This window comes from Labrys monachus, assembly GCF_030814655.1.
GTDB classification, from domain to species: domain Bacteria; phylum Pseudomonadota; class Alphaproteobacteria; order Rhizobiales; family Labraceae; genus Labrys; species Labrys monacha.
The window spans coordinates 5,557,641-5,579,240 of the sequence record NZ_JAUSVK010000001.1; the positions used below are offsets into that span (position 1 = coordinate 5,557,641).

Below are 21,600 nucleotides of genomic sequence, written 5' to 3' on the forward strand. Positions count from 1 at the left end.
CGCGTCTTTGCGTTTTGCCGATTCCGTCAAAACACAAAACGCTCATGGCTCACCCCATCGGCGCGACATCGACCGAAACCCGCAATGTATGCCCGGCGGAGGCGACGACGACGCCGTCCACCGGGGCGACGTCGGCATAGTCGCGGCCCGCCGCGACCCTGATATGGTCTTCGCCGGCCAGCACCGCATTGGTGGGGTCGAGGTCGACCCAGCCGAGCCCGGCGCCGCACCAGACAGAGACCCAGGCATGGGTGGCGTCGGCGCCGACGAGGCGCTCCTTGCCCGGCGGCGGATGGGTGCGCAGATAGCCCGAGACATAGGCGGCGGGAATGCCGAGGCAGCGCAGCCCGGCGATCATCCAATGGGCGAAGTCCTGGCAGACGCCGTGGCGGGTGCGCGCCACGACATCGAGCGGCGTCGAGACGTCGGTGGCGAGCGGATCGTAGACGAAATCGGCGTGGATGCGCCGCATCATGTCGACGGCGGCGTCGAGCACCGGGCGGCCGGGCTCGAAGGAGGGCTGGGCATAGGCCCGCGCCTCGTCGAGCAGCGGCACGAAGCGGGTGGCGAACAGGTAATGGGCGGGGGCGGCGCCGTCGAGCCCGGCCACGAGCAGCGCCTCGCGGCGCACGTCGCGCCAGGACGGCGTCAGCAAAGCATGCGGCGGCTCGCTCGGCCGGACGTCGATGCGCACCCGCGATTCGAAGCGGTGGCGGGCGGCGGCGCCGGCAAAGCGGACATGGGCGGTGCGGTTGCCGAAGAAGTCGCGTGCCTCGACATATTCGACCGGCTTGGGATCGATGAGGAGATGGGCGGAGAATACGCGCTGGCTGCCGGCCGTCGCCGGCTGCAGGTGCAGGATGCAGCGCGCCGCCGAGACGTCGGTGCGGTAGAGATAGGTGGTGGTGTGGCGGATGGCGTAGAGCACGGCATTCCCGGTTGGGCGTCGGATGAAGCGCCGCCCTCCCGGACGCTATCGCATGCCGGGCGGCGCGTGAAAACCCTTTCGCGGCAAAGTCCGCGACGCCCCGGCGCGGCGGCGGCCTCGAAGCGGGGAACGGGCGGCGGCACCGGCCCGGCGGCGGCCGTCCTGTTAGATCGCCTAACGAATGCGCCCGCCTTTCTAAATTGTTCTAAGCGGTCCTGCCCACTAAAGCTCGCCTGGTGAGCCGCTCGCCCCTTGCCGTCGGGCGCGACCGCGGGAGCAGCGTTCGCATCAACCGGGCCGCCAGCGGTAACGGGAGACCTTCCGGCCGCTTCGCGCCAGCCCTCCGCATGCGCCAGGAGAATCGACCATGAATCTGTCAACGATGCTGTCGAGCCGTGCGGCCGGGGGCCGGCCGGTACGCGCCGCGCTCATCGGCGCGGGCAAGTTCGGCTCGATGGTGCTGTCGCAGGCCCAGAAGATCGAGGGGCTGCACATGGTCGCCGTCGCCGATCTCGCCCTCGCCCGCGCGCGGGATGCGATGAAGCGCGTCGGCTGGCCGGAGGAGCGCTATGCCGCGTCGAGCGCCGGCGACGCCCTCAAGACCGGCAGGACCTACCTCACGGAGGACGCCGCCGACCTCTTCGCCTGCGACGAGATCGAATGCGTCATCGAGGCGACGGGCCATCCGATCGCGGGCACGCGCCATGCGCTGGCGGCGATCGAGCACGGCAAGCACGTCGTCATGGTCAATGTCGAGGCGGACGTCATGGTCGGGCCCCTGCTGGCGGAGAAGGCGCGCGCCAAGGGACTGGTCTATTCCATGGCCTATGGCGACCAGCCGGCCCTCATCTGCGAGCTGGTCGACTGGGTCCGCGCCTGCGGCTTCGAGCTCACCGCGGCAGGCAAGGGCATGAATTTCGAGCCGCGCTACCGCTATTCGACGCCCGACACCGTGTGGAAATTCTTCGGCTGGAGCGACGAGGAGGTCGCCAAGGGCGACTTCAACCCGAAGATGTACAATTCCTTCACCGACGGCACCAAGGCGGCGATCGAGATGGCCGCCGTCGCCAACGGCACCGGGCTGGATTGTCCCGACGACGGCCTCGCCTTCCCGCCCGCCGGCCTGCACGACCTCGCCAAGGTGTTCCGCCCGGCGGCGGATGGCGGCCGCATGGCGCGCGCCGGCCTCGTCGACATCGCCGCCAGCCAGGAGCCCGACGGGCGCGAGGTGGTCAACAACATCCGCTACGGCGTCTTCGTCACCTTCAAGGCCCATAACGAATATACCCGCGCCTGCTTCAAGCAATATGGCCTGCTGACCGACCCCTCCGGCTGGTATGCCTCGATGTGGCGCCCGTTCCACATCATCGGCCTGGAGACGTCGGTCAGCGTGCTGTCGGCCGTGCTGCGCGGCGAGGCGACCGGCTCGTCCCGCGAATTCCGCGGCGATGCGGTGGCAACCGCCAAGCGCGACATGCAGCCGGGCGACATCCTCGACGGCGAAGGCGGCTTCGCGGTGTGGGCCAATGCGATCCCGGCGAGCCGCAGCCTGCAGCTGCGCGCTTTGCCGATCGGCCTGGCGCAGAACGTCAGGCTCAAGCGCGCCGTCAGGAAGGACCAGATCGTCAGCTTCGACGACGTCGAGCTGACGGCCGACCTCGACGTGGTGGCGCTGCGCCGGGAGATGGAAGACCGGTTCCGCCCCGCGCAAGGCGCGGCGGCCTGATAGCGCCGGGCGATGCCGCAGACGGCGTATCGGCGGCCTGCCGCGCCGTCATCGGTGCCCCCTCGACCCGCCGGCGCCGGCGGCGCGCGTCGATTCCGTTTTGGACAGAACGATCCAGCGAAACGGCGGCGCGGCCGGTCCGCCCCGGAGGCCGTGGAGCGTCGCGAGAGTCCTGCCTTCGGCGGCGTGCCTCGCACGCTGCACCGGTCCGGACGGTCCGGCTTCACCGCGGGCTCATCCCGCATATGCGCTAGGAAGAAAATAGACCGCAACACATTGATTCAATTGCAACGGGCATTTTCATTCAAGGGGGTCGGCCAAGGGCCGGTGATGAACTAACATATGGGCAAGACCCGCCTTCTCCCGGTTCGGGAGAAGGTCCCGGCAGGGGGATGAGAGTCTAAACTTCGACGCAGAGAGTTCAATAGTCGCGCTGGAATCGTAGAAGTCTAGCAGGCTGCGGAAAAAGTCTTCCTCGAAGCGTTCCATGGTGATTCACTGCTGGTGCATGAACGGGAGGGGATCGATGCGCGGAGCGGATGTTCGGACGGAGAGTCTGTTCTCGTATGTGAGCTGCGAAGCTCGGGTTCCTGCGGATCATCCGCTGCGTGCGATCCGTGCGATTGTCGACGAGGCGCTGGAGGCGCTGTCGCCGGAGTTCGACAAGCTGTATTCGCGGCATGGGCGTCCTTCGATCCCGCCGGAGAAGCTGCTGCGTGCGCTGTTGCTGCAGGCCTTCTTCACGATCCGCTCGGAGCGGCAACTGATGGAACAGATGGATTACAATCTGATGTTCCGCTGGTTTGCCGGGCTGTCGATGGATGCGCCGATCTGGGATGTGACGGTGTTCACCAAGAACCGCGAGCGCCTGCAGGAAGGCGATATCGCCGCCAAGTTCCTGGCTGCGCTGCTGTCCCAGCCGCGGGTGACGGCTTTGCTGTCGGAGGATCATTTTTCGGTGGACGGCACCCTGATCGAGGCCTGGGCGAGCATCAAGGGCTTCAAACCCAAGGCCGATAGGGCCGACAGCCCGGATAAGGGCGATGATGGCGGTTCGGGCAGCGTCCCGCCGGCTTCCGGTGCGGCTCCGGAAGGCAAGCCCGCCGGCGGACGGAACGCCGAGCGCGATTTCCATGGCGAGAAGCGCAGCAACCGGACCCATGCCTCGACCAGCGATCCGGATGCCCGGCTCTACAAGAAGGGCCGCGGCGCCGCGGCCAGGCTGTGCTATATGGGGCACTTCCTCATGGAGAACCGCCACGGCCTGATCGTCGACACCGAACTGACGCTTGCGACCGGCACTGCCGAGCGGGAAGCGGCCCTGAGCATGCTCAGGCGCCGCAACGCCCGTCATCGCATCACGGTCGCTGCCGACAAGGCCTATGACGTGGCTGGCTTTGTGGCGGATCTGCGCAGTATCAAGGTCACCCCGCATGTGGCGCAGAACACCACCAACCGGCGTTCCGCCATTGACGGGCGCACCACCCGGCATGCCGGCTACGCTCTCAGCCAGCGCATCCGCAAGCGGATCGAGGAAGGGTTCGGCTGGATCAAGACCTGTGGCGGACTGAGCAAGACCCGCCATCGAGGCACTGAACGCGTCGGTTGGTCCTTCACGCTGACGGCGGCGGCCTGCAATCTGATCCGATTGCCCAAATTGATCGAAATCAAAGGATAACTGCGCCAAAATGTCGGAAAACGCATCCAAAATGCTGTTTTGGCAGCGGTCATTGCATGAAAATCGGCCACCAAAATCAAACCGAGCCCAAAAAATCAGGCCCTCAGCCAAAATATGCGGCCACGCAACACGTTTTTCCGCAGCCTGCTAGACCCTCATCCGGCGCTTCGCGCCACCTTCTCCCGAACCGGGAGAAGGAAAATCGCGCTAATGCCTGCAAAGTTAGCGCTTATGGGCTGTCCCGCCCCCATCATATGAATCGAGACGCGCTCCTCGGTTTCCTACGCACCGATCTTGATCCGTTCGATGTCCTTTCTGAGGAGCTGATTGACAAGGGCACTGAGGGAGGTGCCCTTGGCTTTGGCGCGTTCCGTGAGATAGATCAGGACATCGGGTTCAAGGTGGACAGGCGGAACCAGGCGAGCGCCTTCGCGGTAGAACCTGCCGCGCTACCCACCGGAAAAATCATACTCGTCACGCATGGGGTCAGATTCCCTAACGGTATTGCTGCATCTCGCGTTTGGTTGGCTTCCGGGCGGAGACGATGCGGATGGTCACGTTCTCGGCGTCGATTTCGACATGAGTGTGAACAGCCAGGAGGAGCTGGTCGGTCGAAGCAAGCCCAATATCCAACGATCTTTCAACGCGACAATAGCGTTGACGGCAATCAAGGGCGCCGCCTCGGCCGGAAACACCAGGACAACGAGTTCGAGCTGACAAAAGTCTACCGAGACGGGTGGGAGGGCTGCCAAGTAACGCGCCGTCATTCTCGGCGAGCCGCGCAGCGGCGAGAGAAGAGAAACCATGGGCCAGGACGCCACCCCATGTCATGGATCCCCTACCCTCGCTGCGCTCGCCGGGGATGAGGCACACGACGCCTGCCTCCGCGAGATCGTCGGGCGCCCAAGCCGATAGGACCGCCAGCCAGTTATGGACTCTTCGATCAATAACAGTGGAACAGTCCGCGCTCACCCTGTCTGCGCGCCGCTCACCGGCGCGGCCGTGCCAGCCGGTCGACATAGACGGCCAGGATCACCACCACGCCGGACGCCACATATTGCCAGAAGGAGGGGACGTTCATCAGCGTCAGGCCGTTCTGCAGCCCGCCGAGCGTCAGCGCGCCGACCAGCGACCCGAGAGGATTGCCGACGCCGCCGAACAGGCTGGCGCCGCCGATCACCGCCGAGCCGATCGCCTGCAGCTCGAAGCCGGTGCCGCCGATCGGCTCCGCCGCGCCGATGCGGGCGATCAGGATGAAGCCGGCGATGCTCGAGAGCAGACCGGAAACGGTGTAGACCGTGATCTTCACGCGGTCGATGTCGATGCCCGAAAGGCGCGCGGCCTCCTCATTGCCGCCGACCGCGACGATCTGCTCGCCGAGCGCGGTGAAGCGTATCAGGAAGAAGCCCGCCAGGGCGATGGCGACCGCCAGCACCACCGGCGTGGGCACGCCGAGGAACTGGCCGGCGAAGATGTCGCGGAAGCGGTCCGGCAGGCCGTAGATCGGCTGGCCGTTGGTGTAGATCAGCGCGGCGCCGCGATAGATGCTGAGGGTGCCGAGCGTGACGATGAAATCGGGCAGCTTGAGCTTGGCGATCAACACGCCGTTGACCGCGCCGCAGGCGAGCCCGACGGCGAGGCCCGCCGCGATGCCGGCGGACAGGCCCTGGCTGTTCATCAGGTCGGAGGCCACCATGCTCGACAGGCCGACGATCGAGCCGACCGAAAGGTCGATGCCGCGCGTGATGATCACCAGCGTCATGCCGACGGCGATGATGGCGTTGATCGCCGATTGCAGCATAATGTCCAGCAGGTTGGCCGGCTGGTAGAAGCTGGCGGTCAAGGCGGAGAAGACGGCGAAGAGCACGAGGCAGCCGAGCAGGGTGCTCGCCTGCCGCATCACGTCCCTGTTCGAGCCGGGAAGGCGAGCGGCGGGAAGGCGGCCGGCGGCCGGCATATCGGCGGGCTTGTTGGTCATGCGTGTTCGCTCGCGCCGGCATACCGCATCAGCGCCTCCTCGTTGAGATCGGCATCGTTGTCGACGATGCGCGTCAGCCGGCCGCCGCTGACGATGCCGATCCGGTTGGACAGCAGCAGCAGTTCCGGCAATTCCGACGAAACGACCAGGATGGCGGCGCCTTCGCCGGCCAGGCGCCGGAGCAGCGCGTAGATCTCGGCCTTGGCGCCGACATCGATGCCGCGCGTCGGCTCGTCGAACATGAACACGCGGGCGCCCGTCGCGAGCCAGCGCGCGATGACCGCCTTCTGCTGGTTGCCGCCGGAAAGATTGGCGAGCGGCATCGACACGTCGGCCGGGCGGATCTGCAGCTCGGCGACGTGGCGCTCGATTTCCCTGCGGCGGGCGGCGCGGCGCAGAATGCCGAATCGCGAGAAGCGCCGCTGGCTCGCCAGGCCGAAATTCTGCTCGACCGACATCATCGGCACGATGGCGTGGCCGCGCCGGTCCTCCGGGATGAGGGCGATGCCCGCCGCCATGGCATCGGCCGGGCTTTCGATCGCCGCCACCCGCCCGCCGACGCGGATTTCGCCGGCCATGCGCCGGTCGAGGCCGAACACCGCCCGCAGGATGGCCGAACGGCCCGAGCCGACCAGCCCGGCGAGGCCGACGATCTCGCCGGCCCGCACGGCGAGGTCGATGCCCGCCAGCCTGGCGGTCGACAGCCCGCGCAATTCGAGCGGTGCCGGCATCCGCGCCGCGACCGGCGCGGGACGGCCTTCCATGGCACGGGACAGTTCCCGCCCGGCGATGAGCTCGTTGAGCTGCTGGTTGGTGCAGGCGGCGATGGCATCGCTGGCGACGACGCGGCCGTCCCGCATGACGGTGAAACGGTCGGCGATGGCGCGGATCTCGTCCATGCGGTGCGAGATGTAGATGATGGCCTTGCCGTCCCGCCTGAGGCTGCGGATCACCGCGAAGAGAGCGTCGCGCTCGGCGGGCGTGAGGCTGGAGGTCGGCTCGTCGAAGGCGATGATCCGTCCGCCGCGGGCGAGCGTGCGGCTGATCTCGACGAGCTGCCGGTCGGCCATGCCGAGGCGCGAGACCGGCGCATCGGCGCGCAGATGCGGCGCAAGCCGGCCGAGGATGCCGAGGGCCGCCGCGCGATGGCGCTTGCGCGGCACCAGGCGCAGCGCCGGCGTCTGGCCGAGGAAGATGTTGCGGGCGACGTCGAGCTGCGGCACGAGGCTCAGTTCCTGGCTCACCAGCCCGATGCCCAGCGACAGCGCATGGCGCGGGCCTTCCGGCCGGACGCTGCCGAGGCCATCGATCTCGATCGTGCCCGCATCGGGCTGGACGATGCCGAACAGGATCTTCATCAGCGTCGACTTGCCGGCGCCGTTCTCGCCGAGCAGGGCATGGACTTCCCCGCCCTGCAGGGCGAGGTCCACGTCCTGGAGAACCCGGATGCGGCCGAACGCCTTGGAGATGGCGTTCATGCGCAGCAGGGGCGCGCCGCGCCGCGGCGGCTCCTTCTCGTCACTTGCGATCATCAGGCAACCCAAGCAAGGTTCGTCGCGGGATCGCCCGCCTGCGGGAGGCCCGCGGCATCGATCCGGCCCGCAGGGGGGATCGACGCCGCCTCACGCGAGGGCCGGCGCCTCAATCGACATGGGTGTCGGGATATTTGGCGACGTTGTCCTTGGTGATGACGGCCTGCGGCGACAGCACCCAGGGCGGGATCGGCTGGCAGCCGATGAGCCGCAGCGCCACGTCGACGCCGAGCCTGCCTTCCTCCACCGGGAACTCGGCGACGGTCGCCCGCATGGCGCCGGCGGCGATCGACTTCTTGGCCTCGGGGATGCCGTCGGTGCCGACCACCGCCACCTTGCCGGCGGCGCCGGCATTCTTCACGGCCTCGTAGACGCCGAGCGCCATGCCGTCATTGTTGGCGTAGACGCCGACCAGATCCGGATGCTGGCGCAGGATGTTGGCGGTGGCGTTCAGCGCCGTCAGGCGATCCCAATTGCCGGGCTGGCTGGCGACCAGCTGCAGGTTGGGATAGGCCTGCAGCTGCGTCCGGAAGCCCTGCATGCGCAGGCGGGCATTGGGTGAGCCGGCCATCCCCTCGATCTGGGCGACCTTCCCGCCGGCGGGAAAGCTGTCATGGAGGAACGTCGCGGCCTGCCCGCCGATCTGCACCTGGTCGGTGCCGATATAGACGCTCGCGCCCTGGGTGCGGGCGTCGTCGATGATGATGGTGGGAATGTTGGCGGCCCTGGCCGCCTTGATCACCGGCGCGAGATTGGAATCCGACTGGGGCGAGAGCAGCAGCGCATCCGGCTTCTGCGAGGCCATGGTCTGGGCGAGATTGAGCTGCTCGACCATGGAGGCTTCGTCCTTGGCGGCCTGGACGTCGACCTTGACGCCGTATTTCCCGGCCTCGCTTTTCACGCCCGCCGCGACGTCCTGCCAGAATTCGTTGATCAGCGTCTTCGAGACATAGGCGAAGCGCAGCGCCTTGCCCGGTTTCGGCGTGGCGCCGAACCGGGCCTCGATCGCGGTCGATTCGATCTTGTCCGCCGTGCCCGTGGGATAGGCCGAACAGGTCTCGGCCGATCGGGCGGCGGTGCAGGCGAGGAGGCCGGCAAGGGTGGCGGTTGCAACCAGGAGGTCGCGTCGAACAGACATGTGTTTTCTCCCTCATCCGCCGCATCGGGCCGCCGGCCCGGCATGCGGCTCTGTTATGGTTTCCGTCGAACCGCCCGAGCCGCAGCCGGGACGGCCCGTCCGGCTTTCCGAGGCGAACGCCGCACCGGCGGGAAAGAGCAGGCCCGCGCAGCCGCGGCCGCTTGCGGTGCCGGCGGCGCCCGGCTTCTGTGTCCGACCGCCACCGTCTCGAAACCGCCGGCGTCCCCGGCCCGACCTCGATGCCGGGAACGTAGGCCGAAGCGTCTGTTAAGTGTATTTAGAAGACTTGTGTGACTTGTTAGCCTGGCTTAATCGATCGATCCGACAAGCCGTCACGCTCTTTGCAGGTATCGTGACCGATGCAGCTTCCGATACGCGCCATCTGGGTGTTCCATGTCGCCGCGAAAGCGGGCAGCATTTCGAAGGCGGCCGAAGAGCTGAACGTCACGCCGTCCGCCGTCAGCCAGCAGATCCAGGCGCTCGAAGTCCAGCTCGGCACGTCGCTGATGGTCAAGGTCGGCCGGCACATCGCCCTCACCGAGGCCGGCGAGCGCTATTTCGAGAGCATCACCGACGGCATCGAAGGCATCGCCGACGCGACGAACCTGATCCGCGGCTTCCGCTCGATCCTGACGCTGAACATCCGGGCGACGCCGACGCTCTCGAACAAATGGCTGCTGCCGCGCCTCGCCTCCTTCCTCGACGGCCATCCCGACATCGAGGTCCGCCTCGACGGCACCAACGAGCCGACGGATTTCAGCCGCGAATTGGTGGACCTGGAGATCCGGCATGGCGACGGGCGCTGGCCCGGCCTGTTCGTCGAAGGCCTGGCGGAGGAGAGCTTCCTGCCCGTCTGCGCGCCGTCCCTCGCCGCCGCGGCCTCCCTGGCGGCGGAGGAGATCGCGCGCCACCGCCTGATCCATTCGCTCAAGTCGCAGGCGCAATGGACGCGCTGGTTCCCGCTGGCGGGCGTCACCCCGGCGGAGCGCTGGCGCAAGGTGCTGTTCGACCGCAGCCACATGGCGATCGACGCCGCGGTCAACGGCATGGGCATCGCCCTCGAAAGCACCCTGATGACGGAGCACGAGCTGGACAGCGGCCTGCTGGTATGCCCGCTCGCCTCGCCGCCCGAGCTCCGCCTCGTGACGCAGTGGATCGTCTGCCCGCGCGACCATCTGCGCCACAAGAAGGTGCGGGTCTTCCTCGAATGGCTCCGCCAGGAGCGGGATGCCTGGCAGCGCCGATGGAGCGCGCCCGAGGCGGCGCGCACCCCCGCGGCGCCTTGACCGGCGGCCCGAACGCCGGAGCGGACCCGCCTGCCCCGGCTCTCTTCCGACGCCCGACGGCCTTCACGGCGTGGAGGGCGTCAATGCCCGGTTGCCGGCATCGGCAGGGCGGCGACGCGCCGCCTTGCCTGGGCAGGCGGCAAATTCGCGAGGGGGATGAGCCGTGCGGCACGCCCCAGCATGCGGACGAGGCCCGCTTCCCCGAACCGCAGACCCCGCCCCTCCAAGGACGGCAGCGATCGCACCGGCTCCGGCGTCAGGCTGACCGCGGCGCGGATCAGGAGACGCTGGAGCGGCCGCAGGGGCGCGGGAAGAATGTCCGCCCCTGCCATGATGTCGAGAAACTCGGCGAGAATGGCGTGGTCCTCGAGGCGAGGCGCGGTGCCGGCGAGCAGCGCGTCCCAGGCGGCCCAGTCGCCCGGCGCCCCGGTCGCGCCATACAGCCGCGCCGCCGCCTCGCCTTCGCGGAACGCCGCCGACTTCTCGTTTGCCGTCAGGCGCCGCGCATAGCGGTGAAAGGCTTCCGCAAAGCCCCAAATCGCGGTCGCCTGCACCCAGTCGAGCAATACGGGATCGTTGGCGTGATAGGGCTTCCCGCCGGGGGTCGTGCCGCGCACGCGATCATGCGCCCGGACGACATGGGCGATCATCCGCTCGGCTTCTTCCCGGGGCGCATAGACCGTCACCATGGCGGCATAGCCGGTGCGGCGGAGCCGGGTGGCGGGATCGCTGCGGAAGCCGCTATGTTCCCACACGCCCGAACGCACGGACGGCTCGGCCAGCTCCAGCAACACTGCGGCCACCCCGCCGATGAAGAGCGCGATCGGATTGCTGAAGATCTGCCAGGAAATGCCGTCGGCCGGCGCGAGCGCCGGGGCGCCGGGCGGCGTCTCGAAATCGACGTCCATGCCTTTCGGCGGCCCCATCAACGCCTGAAGAGCGTCGAGCATGATGCTCTCCCTCGCCTCGTCTGGCGCCGGTGACGGACGGCCCCGGAGGGCACGCGCAACATCGCTTTGCGATCACCGGCTCGTCCTAAGGTCGGGATGGCTCGCCCCGTTTCAAGAAGGGGCGCTTCGATGTGCGCGCCTCAGGCGGCCGAGAGGTTGGCCTCGAGCAATTTCCGGATCTCCGGCCGGCAGGAGCCGCAATTGGTGCCGGCCCTGACGGCCTTGCCGACGGCTTCGACGCTGCGGGCGCCCCGGCGCACGCAGTCCTCGATCGCCTTCTGCCGCACGCCGAAGCAGGCGCAGACCTGCGGCCCCCTGTCCTCGGGCGGACCCGGCGCCCGCCCCGCGAGGATATAGCGCCGCGTCGCCGCGTCGATGCGGTCCCGGCTGAGGAGCTCGATCGCCCAGTCGAGGCCGGCTTCGTCCGCCAGCGGCCCCGTCGACAGCAGGACTTCCAGCCGGTGGTCGAGCAGCGAGGCGGCGCGGTAGAGGCCGGCGGCCGGATTGCGCTGGTTCAGGGGACTGGCCCACAGGTCGAGCCAGTTCGAGAGGAGATCGTGCAACGGCCCGGGCGCCCGGGGGCTGGCGAAGCTGACGACCTCGCCCCCGACGACCGCCATGCGCGCATGGCTGAGCCAGGCCGGCATCGGCTGGCGCTTGCGGGCGACGATGAAGCCCTGCGCCAGCACGGTCCAGGGCCGAATCGCCGCCGGCACCGCCTTGGAGTCGGGCTGGCCCGACACCGGGTCGACCACGCCATGCACGAGGGCGCCGACGCGCGCCCGCCCGGCGGTGGCTTCCGTCCAGTGGATGGGGGCGAAGATCGAGCCGGGACGCTGGCCGGCGGTGACGACGACGCGCAATTCGACGCGGCCATGCGGGGTGGACACCACGGCAAAGCCGCCGTCGGCGAGCCCGAAGCGCCCGGCATCCTCGGGATGCACCTCGACGAAAGGCGCCGGGCAGTGCCGGGCGAGACCGGGGCTGAGGCCGGTGCGCGACATCGTGTGCCATTGGTCGCGCACGCGCCCGGTGTTGAGGATCAGCGGATAGTCCCCCGCCGGCTGCGCCGCCAGGCTCGGCGTCGCCGGACAGACGAAGCGCGCCTTGCCGTCGGCATGGGCGAAGCCGCCCTGTCCGAACAGACGCGGGGTTCCGGCAATGGCGCCTTTCGGCAGCGGCCACTGCACCGGCGCGAGATCGTCATAGGCCTCGTCCGAAATCTCGGCGAGGCCGCCGATGTCGAACAGCCGGGTGCCGTCATTCTCGAAGGCCGAGAGCGCGGCATGCTCCCGGAAGATGTCCGCCGGCTTGCGGAAATCGAAGGCGTGGCGATGGCCGAGCCGCTTGCCGACCTCGCAGATCTGCCACCAGTCCGGCCGCGCCTCGCCCGGCGGCGCCAGGAAGGGACGCTGGCGGGAGATCCGGCGCTCCGAATTGGTGACGGTGCCGTCCTTCTCGCCCCATGCCGCGGCCGGCAGCACCACGGTGGCGGCGTCGAGGAGCCCGTCGACATGGGCGCTGATCTCCGACACGGCGAGGAAATCGAGCTTCTTCAAGGCGCTGCGCATGGCATCGGCCCGCGGCAGGCTGGCGGCGGGATTGGTGCACAGCACCCACAGCGCCTTGATCTCGCCGCGCTCGACCGCCTCGAACAGGGCCACGGCCTTGAGGCCCTCGCCTTGCGCCATCCTCGGCGCCTGCCAGAACCGGCCGACGCGATCGACCTCCTCGGGCGCGAAGCCCATATGGGCGGCGAGCTGGTTGGCCAGCCCGCCGACCTCGCGCCCGCCCATGGCGTTGGGCTGGCCCGTCAGCGAAAAAGGGCCGGATCCCGGCCGGCCGATGCGCCCGGCGGCGAGATGGACATTGAGGATGGCGTTGACCTTGTCGGTGCCCTGCGCCGACTGGTTGACGCCCTGGCTGAAGCAGGTGACCACGCGGGGCGTGGCGATCCACCAGTCGAGGAAGAGGGCGAGATCGGCTTCGCCCACCCCGCAGCGGGCGGCCGTGGCGGCCCGATCCGGCGCGATCCGGCGCGCATTGCCCAGAGCCTCGTCCAGGCCGGCCGTGTGCCGGGCGACGAAGTCCCGGTCCAGCGCGCCCCGCTCGGCGATCTCCACCAGCAGCCTTGCGAAGAGCACGCCGTCCATGCCCGGCGCGACGGCCAGATGCAGGTCGGCGCTGCCGGCGGTGACGGTCCGGCGCGGATCGATCGCCACGACGCGGCAGCCGCGACCGGCCCTCGCCTGCTCGATGCGCTGGAAGAGCACCGGATGGCACCAGGCGGTGTTGGAGCCGACGAGCACGACGAGATCGGCCTCGTCGAGATCCTCGTAGCAATTGGGAACGATGTCGGCGCCGAAGGCGCGCTTGTGGCCGGCGACGGTCGAGGCCATGCAGAGGCGCGAATTGGTATCGACATTGGCCGAGCCGATGAAGCCCTTCATCAGCTTGTTGGCGACGTAGTAATCCTCGGTCAGCAATTGTCCCGACAGATAGAACGCCACCGCATCCGGGCCGTGCTGCTCCGATGCCCGGCGCAATCCCTCCGCCACCGCATCGAGCGCACGGTTCCAGGTGGTGCGCACGCCGTGGATGGCGGGGTAGTGCAGCCGCCCCTCCGTCGCCAGCGTCTCGCCGAGCGCCGCGCCCTTGACGCAGAGCCGGCCCCGATTGGCGGGGTGGGCGGCGTCGCCGGCGATCGCCGCCCCGCCGGCGCCGTCGGGGGTGGCGATCACCCCGCAGCCGACGCCGCAATAGGCGCAGGTGGTCCGGACGCCGGCCTGGGCCAGGGGGGCCGCGGAATGGAAGGGGGATGCGCCGATGTCCATCAATACACGTCCGCCTGATAGCGCCCGGCCTTCTTGAGGGCGGCGACGAAGCCCGCCGCCTCCTCGGCCGACCGCGCGCCCCATTGCGCCACGATGTCCACCAGCGCGCGCTCGACATCCCGGGCCATACGCTTGGCATCGCCGCAGACATAGAAATGCGCGCCTTCGGCGAGCCAGCGCCAGAGCTCGGCCCCGACCTCGCGCATGCGGTCCTGGACGTAGAACTTGCCGGCGGCATCGCGCGACCAGGCGAGCGACAGGCGGCTGAGATGGCCGCTCCGGCGCATGGCGGCGAATTCCTCCTCATAGAGGAAATCATGGTCGCGATGCTGGTGGCCGAAGAACAGCCAGTTGCGGCCGCGCGCCCCGATGGCCGCGCGCTCCTGCAGGAAGGCGCGGAACGGCGCCACCCCGGTGCCCGGCCCCACCATGATCACCGGCGTCTGCGGATCGTCGGGCAGGCGGAAGCCATGCGCCTTCTGGACATAGACCTTGAGGTCCTCGCCGGGCTCGATGCGCTCGCCGAGGAAGATGGAGGCGACGCCGAGCCGCTCGCGCGGGCCGACGCGATAGCGCACGCCGTCGACGGTGAGCGAGACGCGGCCGGGAGCGGCCCTGTGGGAGGACGAGATCGAATAGAGCCGCGGCTGCAGCGGCTCGAGCGCCTCGACGAAGGCCTCGGCCCCCGGCCGGATGCCGCGGAACTTGTGCAGCGCCGACAGGACGTCGAGAGCGGCGGCGTCGCCGTCCGGGTCCTCGCCGCTGGCGAGCGCCCTCGCCTTGCGGCGCAGATCGCCCGTGGCGAGATAGGACAGCAGCTGGAACAGGCTGTCGGGCGGCGAGCCGAGCGAGACGTCCTCGATCAGCCGGTCGCGGAAGGTCCGGCCCTCGATCGGCGTCTCCGGCCGCGCCCCGAGCATGGCGATGATCTGGTCCGCGAGGCCGGGCGGGTTCTTCGGGAAGACGCCGAAACTGTCGCCGACGACATAGTCCAGGCCGCTGGCGCCGAGGTCGAACTCGACATGCCAGGTCGTCTTCGCCGAGCCGGCGCCGTTGAGCCGGCGCCGCGAGACGAAGCGCGCCGCCACCGGGTCGTCGCGGGAGCGGCCGGGGCCGCCGGCGGAGGGCGCGGCGACCGCTTCGGCAGCCGGCGCCGGCGGCTCGCTCTTCCCGCCGTCCTGTCCGATTTCCTGTCCGATCTCCTGCGCGAGCTGCCTGAGCATGCGCGCCGTCTCCTTGCCGCCGGGGGCGCACAGGGTCAGCCGCTCCTCCTTGCGCAGGAAAAGCGCATTGGCATAGTCGGCGCAATTGTAGCCGCACTGGCCGCAATCCTGCTGGGCCATGGCGGCCATCAGGCGCGGCGCGAGCGGCTTGTCCGCCGCCAGCGCGCTGCGCTCCGCCAGGGGCATGCCCGGATCGTGCCAGGGTGCATCGTCATTGTCGGCCAGGACCGGCGGCGCCGCGCCGCCAACCGCTTCCGGCGCGTTCACTGACCCGGCCGGCGCCACGGCGCCCTCGGCGGCGAGCATGGCGCCGAAGAAGCCGTCCAGCCAGGCCCTCTGCTCCGGCGTGAAGGGGGCGTCGGGCGGGATGAGAGTGCGCATCGGCGGGGGGACGAGCATGTTCATGCCGCGACGAGCTCCGTTTTGTCGACGAGGATCCTGAGGTCGTCCGGCGCGTAGCGGGCGGTGAAGGCCTGGAAGCTCTCCTGCGGGCCGTGGCGGTGGCCGAGATAGGCGCGCAGCAGGCCGACGACCCTGTCGGGACACTGGTCGGCGGGCACGTCGCGCCACAGCTCGCGGCCGATCCGCGCCTGGTCGCCATAGCCGCCGCCGACCACGATCGAATAGCCCTCGATCTGGTCGCCCTCGTCGCCGACCGCGACCTTGGCGCCGATCAGGCCGATATCGCCGATATAATGCTGGGCGCAGGAATGGTGGCAGCCGGTGAGGTGCACGTTGACGGGCACGTCGAGCACCAGCCGCGCATCGACATAGTCGGCCAGCTCGATGGCGTGCTCCTTGGTGTGGGCGGCGGCGAATTTGCATCCCGTCGCGCCGGTGCAGGCGACGAGGCCGGCGCGCAGCGATGTCGCCCGCCAGCCGAGGCCGAGCGCTTCCAGGGCGGCCTTGGCGGCCTCGACGCCGGCATCCGCCACGCCGGAGATCAGCAGGTTCTGCCAGACCGTGAGCCGGAGATCGCCGTCGCCGAGGTCGCGGGCGATGGCGGCCAGCCCCCGCATCTGGGCGCTGCTCATCCGGCCGACCGCCAGCGTCACGCCGATCCAGTTGAGGCCGGCCTGGCGCTGGGGATGCACGCCGACATGGGCGGCCCGGTCGATGGGCGGGCGCGGCATCGTCGCCGCCTCGGGGAAGCGGGTCAGCGCGCGGCCGAGCTTCTCCTCGACCGCGGCGAGATAGGCCTCGAAGCCGATGGCATCGAGCACATATTTCATGCGCGCCCGAGTCCGGTCGGTACGATCGCCCCTGTCGATGAAGACGCGCACGATCGCGTCGGCGACGGTGCAGCATTCCTCGGCGCGGCAGAAGACGCCGGTCGGGCGCGCCAGGTCGCGATGGCCGGTGATGCCGCCGAGGACGAGGCGGAACCACAGGCCCGGCTCGACGCCGCGCCCGTCGGCGACCGTCACCGCCTGGAAGCCGATGTCGTTGGTCTCCTCCAGCGTGGCGATGCGCCCGCCGCCGTCGAAGGCGACGTTGAATTTGCGCGGCAGGCCGTAGAGGGAGCGGTCGTTCAGGATGTGATGGTGCCATTCGCGCGCCAGCGGCCGGGTGTCGCACAATTCCTGGCCGTCGATGCCCGCTGTCGCCGAGCCGGTGACGTTGCGGATATTGTCGGCGCCGGAGCCGCGCGAGCAGAGGCCGAGATCCTGGATCGCCTCGACGACGTCGACGGCATGGTCGGGCGCCACCTCGCGGATCTGGAGGTTGGCGCGCGTCGTGACATGGGCGTAGCCGCCGCCGAATTTCTCGGCGACGTCGGCCATGCCGGCGAGCTGCCAGTGATTGAGGATGCCGTTGGGAAGGCGCAGGCGCACCATGTAGCTCGACTGCGCCGGCGCGACATGGAACAGCCCGAAATAGCGCCAGCGGAAATTATCCTCCGGCTTCGGGAAGGCTCCCGCCTTCGCCTGCGCCTTCAGGCGCGGATAGGCATCGAAGGGGTGCTCGGCCCGCTTCCATTTTTCCTGATCCGCCAGCTTCCTGCCGGCGGCCGCCGCCGCGTCCTGCGCCGTGACGTGGGCGGCATCCGGTCCCGTCGGCGGGGAGGCCGCCGCGGCCGGCGGCGGCCTGACGCCGCGCAGGGCCTGCAGGCCCGAAGCGAAGCCTTCGAGATAACGCTTCTGGTCGGAGGAGAAATCGCTGCCCATCAGGCCGCCTCCCTGTGCAGTCCGGGTGAGAGGGTCTCGCAAAAGGCCCGGCCGAAGATCAGGCCGTCGCGGATGGCGGAGATGTCGCTGCGCGTGCGGATGAGGTCGCGGTACCACAGCCCGTCCTCGGCCTCGCCGACGAGCGCCGCGCCGACCAGCCGCCGCCCCTTCAGCACCAGCCGCTTGCAGAGGCCGGCGGCCCGATCCTCCAGGATGATGTCGTCGCTGCCGGCCTCGCCGAGGAAGTCTCCGGCGGAAAAGACGGGAATGCCGGAGACCTTGAGATTGGTGGAGAGCGCCGTGCCCTCATACGCGGCGTCGAGCTCGCCGCCCCAGCGCCGGGCCAGCACCGCCGCCTGTTCATAGGCCGGCTGGACGAGCCCGTAGACGATGCCGCGATGCTCCGCGCATTCGCCGATGGCGTGGATGAACGGGACGACGGTCGAAAGGTGATCGTCGATCAGCACGCCCCGCTTGGTCGGCAGGCCGGCGCCCACGGCCAGCTCGATGTTGGGGCGGACCCCGGCCGCGACGACGACCAGGTCCGCCGGCAGGCAGGAGCCGTCGGCGAAGGCCAGCCCCTCCGCCGCCTGCCGTCCCACCACCTCGGTGGTCCGGGCGTCGAGCAGAACGCGGATCCCCTTGCGCTCGATCGCCCGCTTGAGGAAGGCGGCGCTGCGGCGGTCGAGCTGGCGTTCCATCAGCCGGTCCATGACGTGGACGAGCGTCACCGGGGCGCCACCTTTCGCCAGGGCGTAGGCGGCCTCGATACCGAGCAGGCCGCCGCCGATCACCGCGATGCGCCTGCCGTCCTGCGCCGCCTGCCGCATGGCCGCGAGGTCGCCGAGGTCGCGGAAGCTCATCACGCCCGGCAGCGACATGCCCGGCATCGGCAGGCGCAGGGCGGACGAGCCGGTGGCCAGCACCAGCCGGTCGAAGGCAAGGCGTCCGCCATCTTCCAGGACCGCCTGGCGGCCGGCCGGATCGATCGCCATGACGCGCCGGCCGGTCAAGAGGCGGATGCCGTGCGCCTCGTACCAGTCGCGATCACGCAGCGCGATCTCGGCCTCGCCGATGTCCCCGGCCAGGAGGGCGGAGAGCAGGACGCGGTTGTAGCCGGCTTGCGGTTCGGAGCCGACGACGGTGACGGCGAAGCGCCCGGGGGCATGGCGCATCACCTCTTCGCACAGCCGCACGCTGGCCATGCCGTTGCCGACGATCAGGAGCTTTTCGAGCATGATGTGTCCTCAGATGCGGGCGGCGGCCATGCCGCCTTCGGCGATCCAGGTCGCGCGCCAGCGTCGCTTCACGCGGGTGAGGGCGGCGAGCGCCAGCGCGGCCAGGGTGGCGAAGATCAGGAAGCCGGCCTGGTAGGATCCGGTGATCTGCCTGGAGAAACCGAGGCTGGAGGCGAGATAGAAGCCGCCGACGCCGCCGGTCATGCCGACCAGCCCGGTCATGACGCCGATCTCGGCCCGGAAGCGCTGCGGCACCAGCTGGAAGACGGCGCCGTTGCCCATGCCGAGCGCCAGCATGCCGACGAGCAGGACCGCGAAGCCGGCCCAGAGCGAGCCGAAGCCGAAGCTCGCCAGCACCAGGGCGACGACCGCCACGCCATAGAGCAGGGTGAGCATGCGCACGCCGCCGAAGCGGTCCGACGCCGCGCCGCCCAGCGGCCGCACCAGCGAGCCGGCGAAGACGCAGCCCGCGGTGCAATAGCCGGCCGTGACCGGATCAAGGCCGTATTGCGTGTTGAAATAGATGCCGAGGGAGGAGGCGAGCCCCGAAAAGCCGCCGAAGGTCACGGCATAATAGAACATGAACCACCAGGCGTCGGGCTGGCGCAGCACCCTGGCATATTCGACGAACGACTTGGACGGCGGCTGGTCCGGGCTGTCCTTGGCGCAGGCGAGATAGACGATGAGGGCCAGCGCCAGGGGGATGGTCGCGAGGCCGATGACATTGCTCCACCCGAAGGCGGCCGCCAGCATCGGCGCGAACAGAGCGGCGAACACCGTGCCGGAATTGCCCGCGCCGGCGATGCCCAGCGCCACGCCCTGATATTTCGGCGGATACCAGCGCGAGGCGAGCGGCAGCGCGACGGCGAAGGAGGCGCCGGCAAGGCCGAGGACGAGCCCGAGCGCCAGCACGGTGCCGTAGCTGCGTATGCCGAAATGCCAGAAGGCGAGCAGCCCGGCGATGACGATGACCTGCGCCAGGATGCCGGTGAGCCGCGGGCGCAGGCGATCGACGAGATAGCCGTTCACCACGCGCAGGAAGGCGCCGGCGAGCACGGGCAGCGCCACCATCAGGCCCTTCTCGGCCGGATCGAGATCGAGGTCATGCGCGATCTGCACGGCGAGCGGCCCGAGGATGATCCAGACCATGAAGCTCATGTCGAAATAGAAGAAGGCGGCGAGCAATGTCGGCCAATGCCCGGATCTGAGGAAATCCCTCGTCTTCATCGTCGCGCTCCGCTGGGTTGTAGGCGCAAAACAAAAAAGCCGCCGATCCATCCCAAGCCGAAAGGCGGCAGGAATGGATCGGCGGCGATGCCGTAGCGCGCCCATCGACGGGCGCAGGGCCTCAGGAGGCCAGATTCGGAAGGGGAACCGCGGGTCGGACCGTCATTGGCCCAGGCGGTGCAACGAAAGGATCATGCCTTTCAACATGCCGTAATTTACGCGGCGGATGCTTTTTTGAGCAAGGCCAAATTTTATGCGTGAAGCGCCAAAGCTGCCGATATTTTCGGCTGGACGCTCGGTGCGCCGGCCGCGCCGGCACCTCAAAAGGAGGCGATATAGGCCTCGATCTCATCCGGGTCGAACAGCCGCCCGTCGAAGAAGCCGTCCGGCCCGAGGATCATGGCGCCGTTGCGCGAGGCGACCGGGGTCGCCGTCTTCAGGGCGCCCTCCACCTTGGCGCTGGCGCGCGGCAGGTCGATGCCGGTGCCGGCGAGCGCCGCACGGTAGAGGTCGGGCCGATAGACCCGGCGGGCCGTATCGGCGAGGCCGGGCGCATAGGGAACCTGCCCCCACCGCACCATCTGCGAATAGAACCACAGAGCATGGCTCTGCCAGGGAAAATTGGCGGCGTGGTCGTGGAAGACCAGGAAGTCCGGCACGAGCGAGGGAGGCGAGCCGGATTTCCGGACCAGGCTTCCGCTCAGGGCGCGGGCGATGATCCGCGCCGACGTGCCGAGATAGGCGGGCGCAGCGAGGATCAGGCTGAGCTCGGCGTGGTTGGCGGCGTGGCCCGCCCATGCCGCCGCCTTCGAGAGCGCCCGCAGCAGGGCGGCGAGCGTTTCGGGCGAACGCTCGGCAAAATCGGCGCGAAAGCCCAGCACCTTCTCCGGCCCCTGGCGCCAGAGGGCGGATTTGGTCGCGACGATGACCCCGGCGCCCGCCTCGACGGCCAGGGAATTCCAGGGCTCGCCGACGCAGAAGCCGTCGATCTGGCGCTCCAGCACGGCGTCGACCATGAAGGGCGGCGGCAGCACGATGATGCGCACGTCGCGGTCCGGATCGATGCCGGAGGAAGCCAGCCAGTAGCGCAGCTCGTAATTATGGCCGGAGAAGGGATGCACCACGGCGAGGGTCAGCGGCCCGCGGCCCGCCTCCCGCCCGCGGGCGACGACCGCCGCGAAGGCGCGCCCCATCGCGGCGGGTCCGGCCCCCAGTTCGGCGCCCGCCGCCTCCATCGCCTCGTAGACAGCGGGCGACAGCGTGATGGCATTGCCGCCGAGGCCGAGCGAGAACGGGGCGATCATCGGCACGGCGACATGGCCGATGCCCAGCGTCGAGGCGATCGGCATCGGGCCCAGCATGTGGGCGGCATCGAAATGGGCGAGCATGACCCGGTCCCGGATATTGGCCCAGGACGTCTCGCGGGCCAGCGCCAGCGCCAGGCCTTCGGCCGCGGCGAAGCCCTTTTCCTTCGCCACGATCAGGGGCGCGGCATCGACGAGGGGAATGAAGCCGAGGGTGAGAGGGGTGCTCCCGTCCTCGCTTGCGTCCCGGGCGCCGATGCGTTCGATATCCGCCTGCAATGTCGTCTCCTAAAGCAAAATGCGTTCAAGCCGGAGCGGATCACCAATTCAACCCATTGGTACTGAAGGCATTTTGCGATTCTCGTTGATTCGATCCGAAAGTGGAACGCT

General features: G+C 69.3%; 15 protein-coding genes. 3 read left to right on the forward strand and 12 right to left on the reverse strand.

Annotated elements, in window-relative coordinates:
- Positions 1–49: 49 nt before the first annotated feature.
- A complete protein-coding gene (locus J3R73_RS25445) occupies positions 50–928 on the reverse strand; it encodes a transglutaminase family protein (protein WP_307433884.1) in 879 nt (292 codons plus the stop codon).
- Positions 929–1,295: 367 nt separating this feature from the next.
- On the opposite strand from J3R73_RS25445, the gene J3R73_RS25450 reads away from it, so the two are divergent.
- Positions 1,296–2,654: an NAD(P)H-dependent oxidoreductase gene (locus J3R73_RS25450; protein ID WP_307433886.1), complete on the forward strand. Its 1,359-nt coding sequence runs from the start codon at positions 1,296–1,298 to the stop codon at positions 2,652–2,654.
- Between the two features lie 526 nt (positions 2,655–3,180).
- Positions 3,181–4,332 carry an IS5 family transposase gene (locus tag J3R73_RS25455; RefSeq protein ID WP_307433888.1) on the forward strand — a complete coding sequence of 384 codons (1,152 nt, stop codon included), beginning with the start codon at positions 3,181–3,183 and terminating at the stop codon, positions 4,330–4,332.
- A gap of 554 nt (positions 4,333–4,886) precedes the next feature.
- On the opposite strand, the gene J3R73_RS25460 is transcribed toward J3R73_RS25455, so the two are convergent.
- The 4 genes from J3R73_RS25460 to J3R73_RS25475 form a co-directional block, all read right to left on the reverse strand.
- Positions 4,887–5,138: a hypothetical protein gene (locus J3R73_RS25460; protein ID WP_307433890.1), complete on the reverse strand. Its 252-nt coding sequence runs from the start codon at positions 5,136–5,138 to the stop codon at positions 4,887–4,889.
- A 182-nt stretch (positions 5,139–5,320) separates the two neighbouring features.
- Positions 5,321–6,310, reverse strand: coding sequence for an ABC transporter permease (locus J3R73_RS25465; RefSeq protein WP_307433892.1), 990 nt, complete (start codon positions 6,308–6,310; stop codon positions 5,321–5,323).
- On the reverse strand, positions 6,307–7,842 hold the full coding sequence (locus J3R73_RS25470) for a sugar ABC transporter ATP-binding protein (RefSeq protein ID WP_307433894.1): 1,536 nt from the start codon (positions 7,840–7,842) through the stop codon (positions 6,307–6,309). The genes J3R73_RS25465 and J3R73_RS25470 overlap by 4 nt, the downstream gene beginning before the upstream one ends.
- Positions 7,843–7,951: 109 nt before the next feature.
- Positions 7,952–8,980: a sugar ABC transporter substrate-binding protein gene (locus J3R73_RS25475; protein WP_307433896.1), complete on the reverse strand. Its 1,029-nt coding sequence runs from the start codon at positions 8,978–8,980 to the stop codon at positions 7,952–7,954.
- A 359-nt stretch (positions 8,981–9,339) separates the two neighbouring features.
- Between J3R73_RS25475 and J3R73_RS25480 the strand changes: the two genes are divergently transcribed.
- Entirely contained in the window at positions 9,340–10,266 is a 927-nt protein-coding gene (locus tag J3R73_RS25480; protein ID WP_307433898.1) for a LysR substrate-binding domain-containing protein, read from the forward strand.
- Between the two features lie 80 nt (positions 10,267–10,346).
- On the opposite strand, the gene J3R73_RS25485 is transcribed toward J3R73_RS25480, so the two are convergent.
- From J3R73_RS25485 to J3R73_RS25515, 7 genes are all read right to left on the reverse strand, one after another.
- Positions 10,347–11,216 (reverse strand): oxygenase MpaB family protein, encoded by an 870-nt coding sequence (locus J3R73_RS25485; RefSeq protein WP_307433901.1) that lies wholly within the window; start codon positions 11,214–11,216, stop codon positions 10,347–10,349.
- A gap of 140 nt (positions 11,217–11,356) precedes the next feature.
- The gene (locus tag J3R73_RS25490; protein ID WP_307433903.1) at positions 11,357–14,050 is read right to left on the reverse strand and encodes a nitrate reductase; all 2,694 of its coding nucleotides are present in this window, start codon (positions 14,048–14,050) and stop codon (positions 11,357–11,359) included.
- Entirely contained in the window at positions 14,050–15,678 is a 1,629-nt protein-coding gene (locus tag J3R73_RS25495; RefSeq protein ID WP_307433905.1) for a sulfite reductase subunit alpha, read from the reverse strand. The genes J3R73_RS25490 and J3R73_RS25495 overlap by 1 nt, the downstream gene beginning before the upstream one ends.
- On the reverse strand, positions 15,675–17,441 hold the full coding sequence (locus J3R73_RS25500; RefSeq protein WP_307433907.1) for a NirA family protein: 1,767 nt from the start codon (positions 17,439–17,441) through the stop codon (positions 15,675–15,677). Before J3R73_RS25500 ends, J3R73_RS25495 begins: the two co-directional genes overlap by 4 nt.
- On the reverse strand, positions 17,441–18,679 hold the full coding sequence (locus tag J3R73_RS25505; protein WP_307433909.1) for an NAD(P)/FAD-dependent oxidoreductase: 1,239 nt from the start codon (positions 18,677–18,679) through the stop codon (positions 17,441–17,443). Before J3R73_RS25505 ends, J3R73_RS25500 begins: the two co-directional genes overlap by 1 nt.
- A gap of 9 nt (positions 18,680–18,688) precedes the next feature.
- Positions 18,689–19,906 carry a nitrate/nitrite transporter gene (locus tag J3R73_RS25510; protein ID WP_307433911.1) on the reverse strand — a complete coding sequence of 406 codons (1,218 nt, stop codon included), beginning with the start codon at positions 19,904–19,906 and terminating at the stop codon, positions 18,689–18,691.
- A gap of 320 nt (positions 19,907–20,226) precedes the next feature.
- Complete coding sequence (locus tag J3R73_RS25515; RefSeq protein WP_307433913.1) at positions 20,227–21,489, reverse strand: CmpA/NrtA family ABC transporter substrate-binding protein; 1,263 nt, start codon at positions 21,487–21,489, stop codon at positions 20,227–20,229.
- Positions 21,490–21,600 lie beyond the last annotated feature (111 nt).

What these genes read in the sequence shown, in the direction of transcription:
- J3R73_RS25505 (WP_307433909.1), bottom strand. Translation starts at nt 18,679, where the DNA reads ATGCTCGAAAAGCTCCTGATCGTCGGCAACGGCATGGCCAGCGTGCGG.
- J3R73_RS25480 (WP_307433898.1), top strand. Translation starts at nt 9,340, where the DNA reads ATGCAGCTTCCGATACGCGCCATCTGGGTGTTCCATGTCGCCGCGAAA.
- J3R73_RS25510 (WP_307433911.1), bottom strand. Translation starts at nt 19,906, where the DNA reads ATGAAGACGAGGGATTTCCTCAGATCCGGGCATTGGCCGACATTGCTC.
- J3R73_RS25500 (WP_307433907.1), bottom strand. Translation starts at nt 17,441, where the DNA reads ATGGGCAGCGATTTCTCCTCCGACCAGAAGCGTTATCTCGAAGGCTTC.
- J3R73_RS25490 (WP_307433903.1), bottom strand. Translation starts at nt 14,050, where the DNA reads ATGGACATCGGCGCATCCCCCTTCCATTCCGCGGCCCCCCTGGCCCAG.
- J3R73_RS25450 (WP_307433886.1), top strand. Translation starts at nt 1,296, where the DNA reads ATGAATCTGTCAACGATGCTGTCGAGCCGTGCGGCCGGGGGCCGGCCG.
- J3R73_RS25485 (WP_307433901.1), bottom strand. Translation starts at nt 11,216, where the DNA reads ATGCTCGACGCTCTTCAGGCGTTGATGGGGCCGCCGAAAGGCATGGAC.
- J3R73_RS25465 (WP_307433892.1), bottom strand. Translation starts at nt 6,310, where the DNA reads ATGACCAACAAGCCCGCCGATATGCCGGCCGCCGGCCGCCTTCCCGCC.
- J3R73_RS25475 (WP_307433896.1), bottom strand. Translation starts at nt 8,980, where the DNA reads ATGTCTGTTCGACGCGACCTCCTGGTTGCAACCGCCACCCTTGCCGGC.
- J3R73_RS25495 (WP_307433905.1), bottom strand. Translation starts at nt 15,678, where the DNA reads ATGAACATGCTCGTCCCCCCGCCGATGCGCACTCTCATCCCGCCCGAC.
- J3R73_RS25460 (WP_307433890.1), bottom strand. Translation starts at nt 5,138, where the DNA reads ATGGTTTCTCTTCTCTCGCCGCTGCGCGGCTCGCCGAGAATGACGGCG.
- J3R73_RS25470 (WP_307433894.1), bottom strand. Translation starts at nt 7,842, where the DNA reads ATGATCGCAAGTGACGAGAAGGAGCCGCCGCGGCGCGGCGCGCCCCTG.
- J3R73_RS25455 (WP_307433888.1), top strand. Translation starts at nt 3,181, where the DNA reads ATGCGCGGAGCGGATGTTCGGACGGAGAGTCTGTTCTCGTATGTGAGC.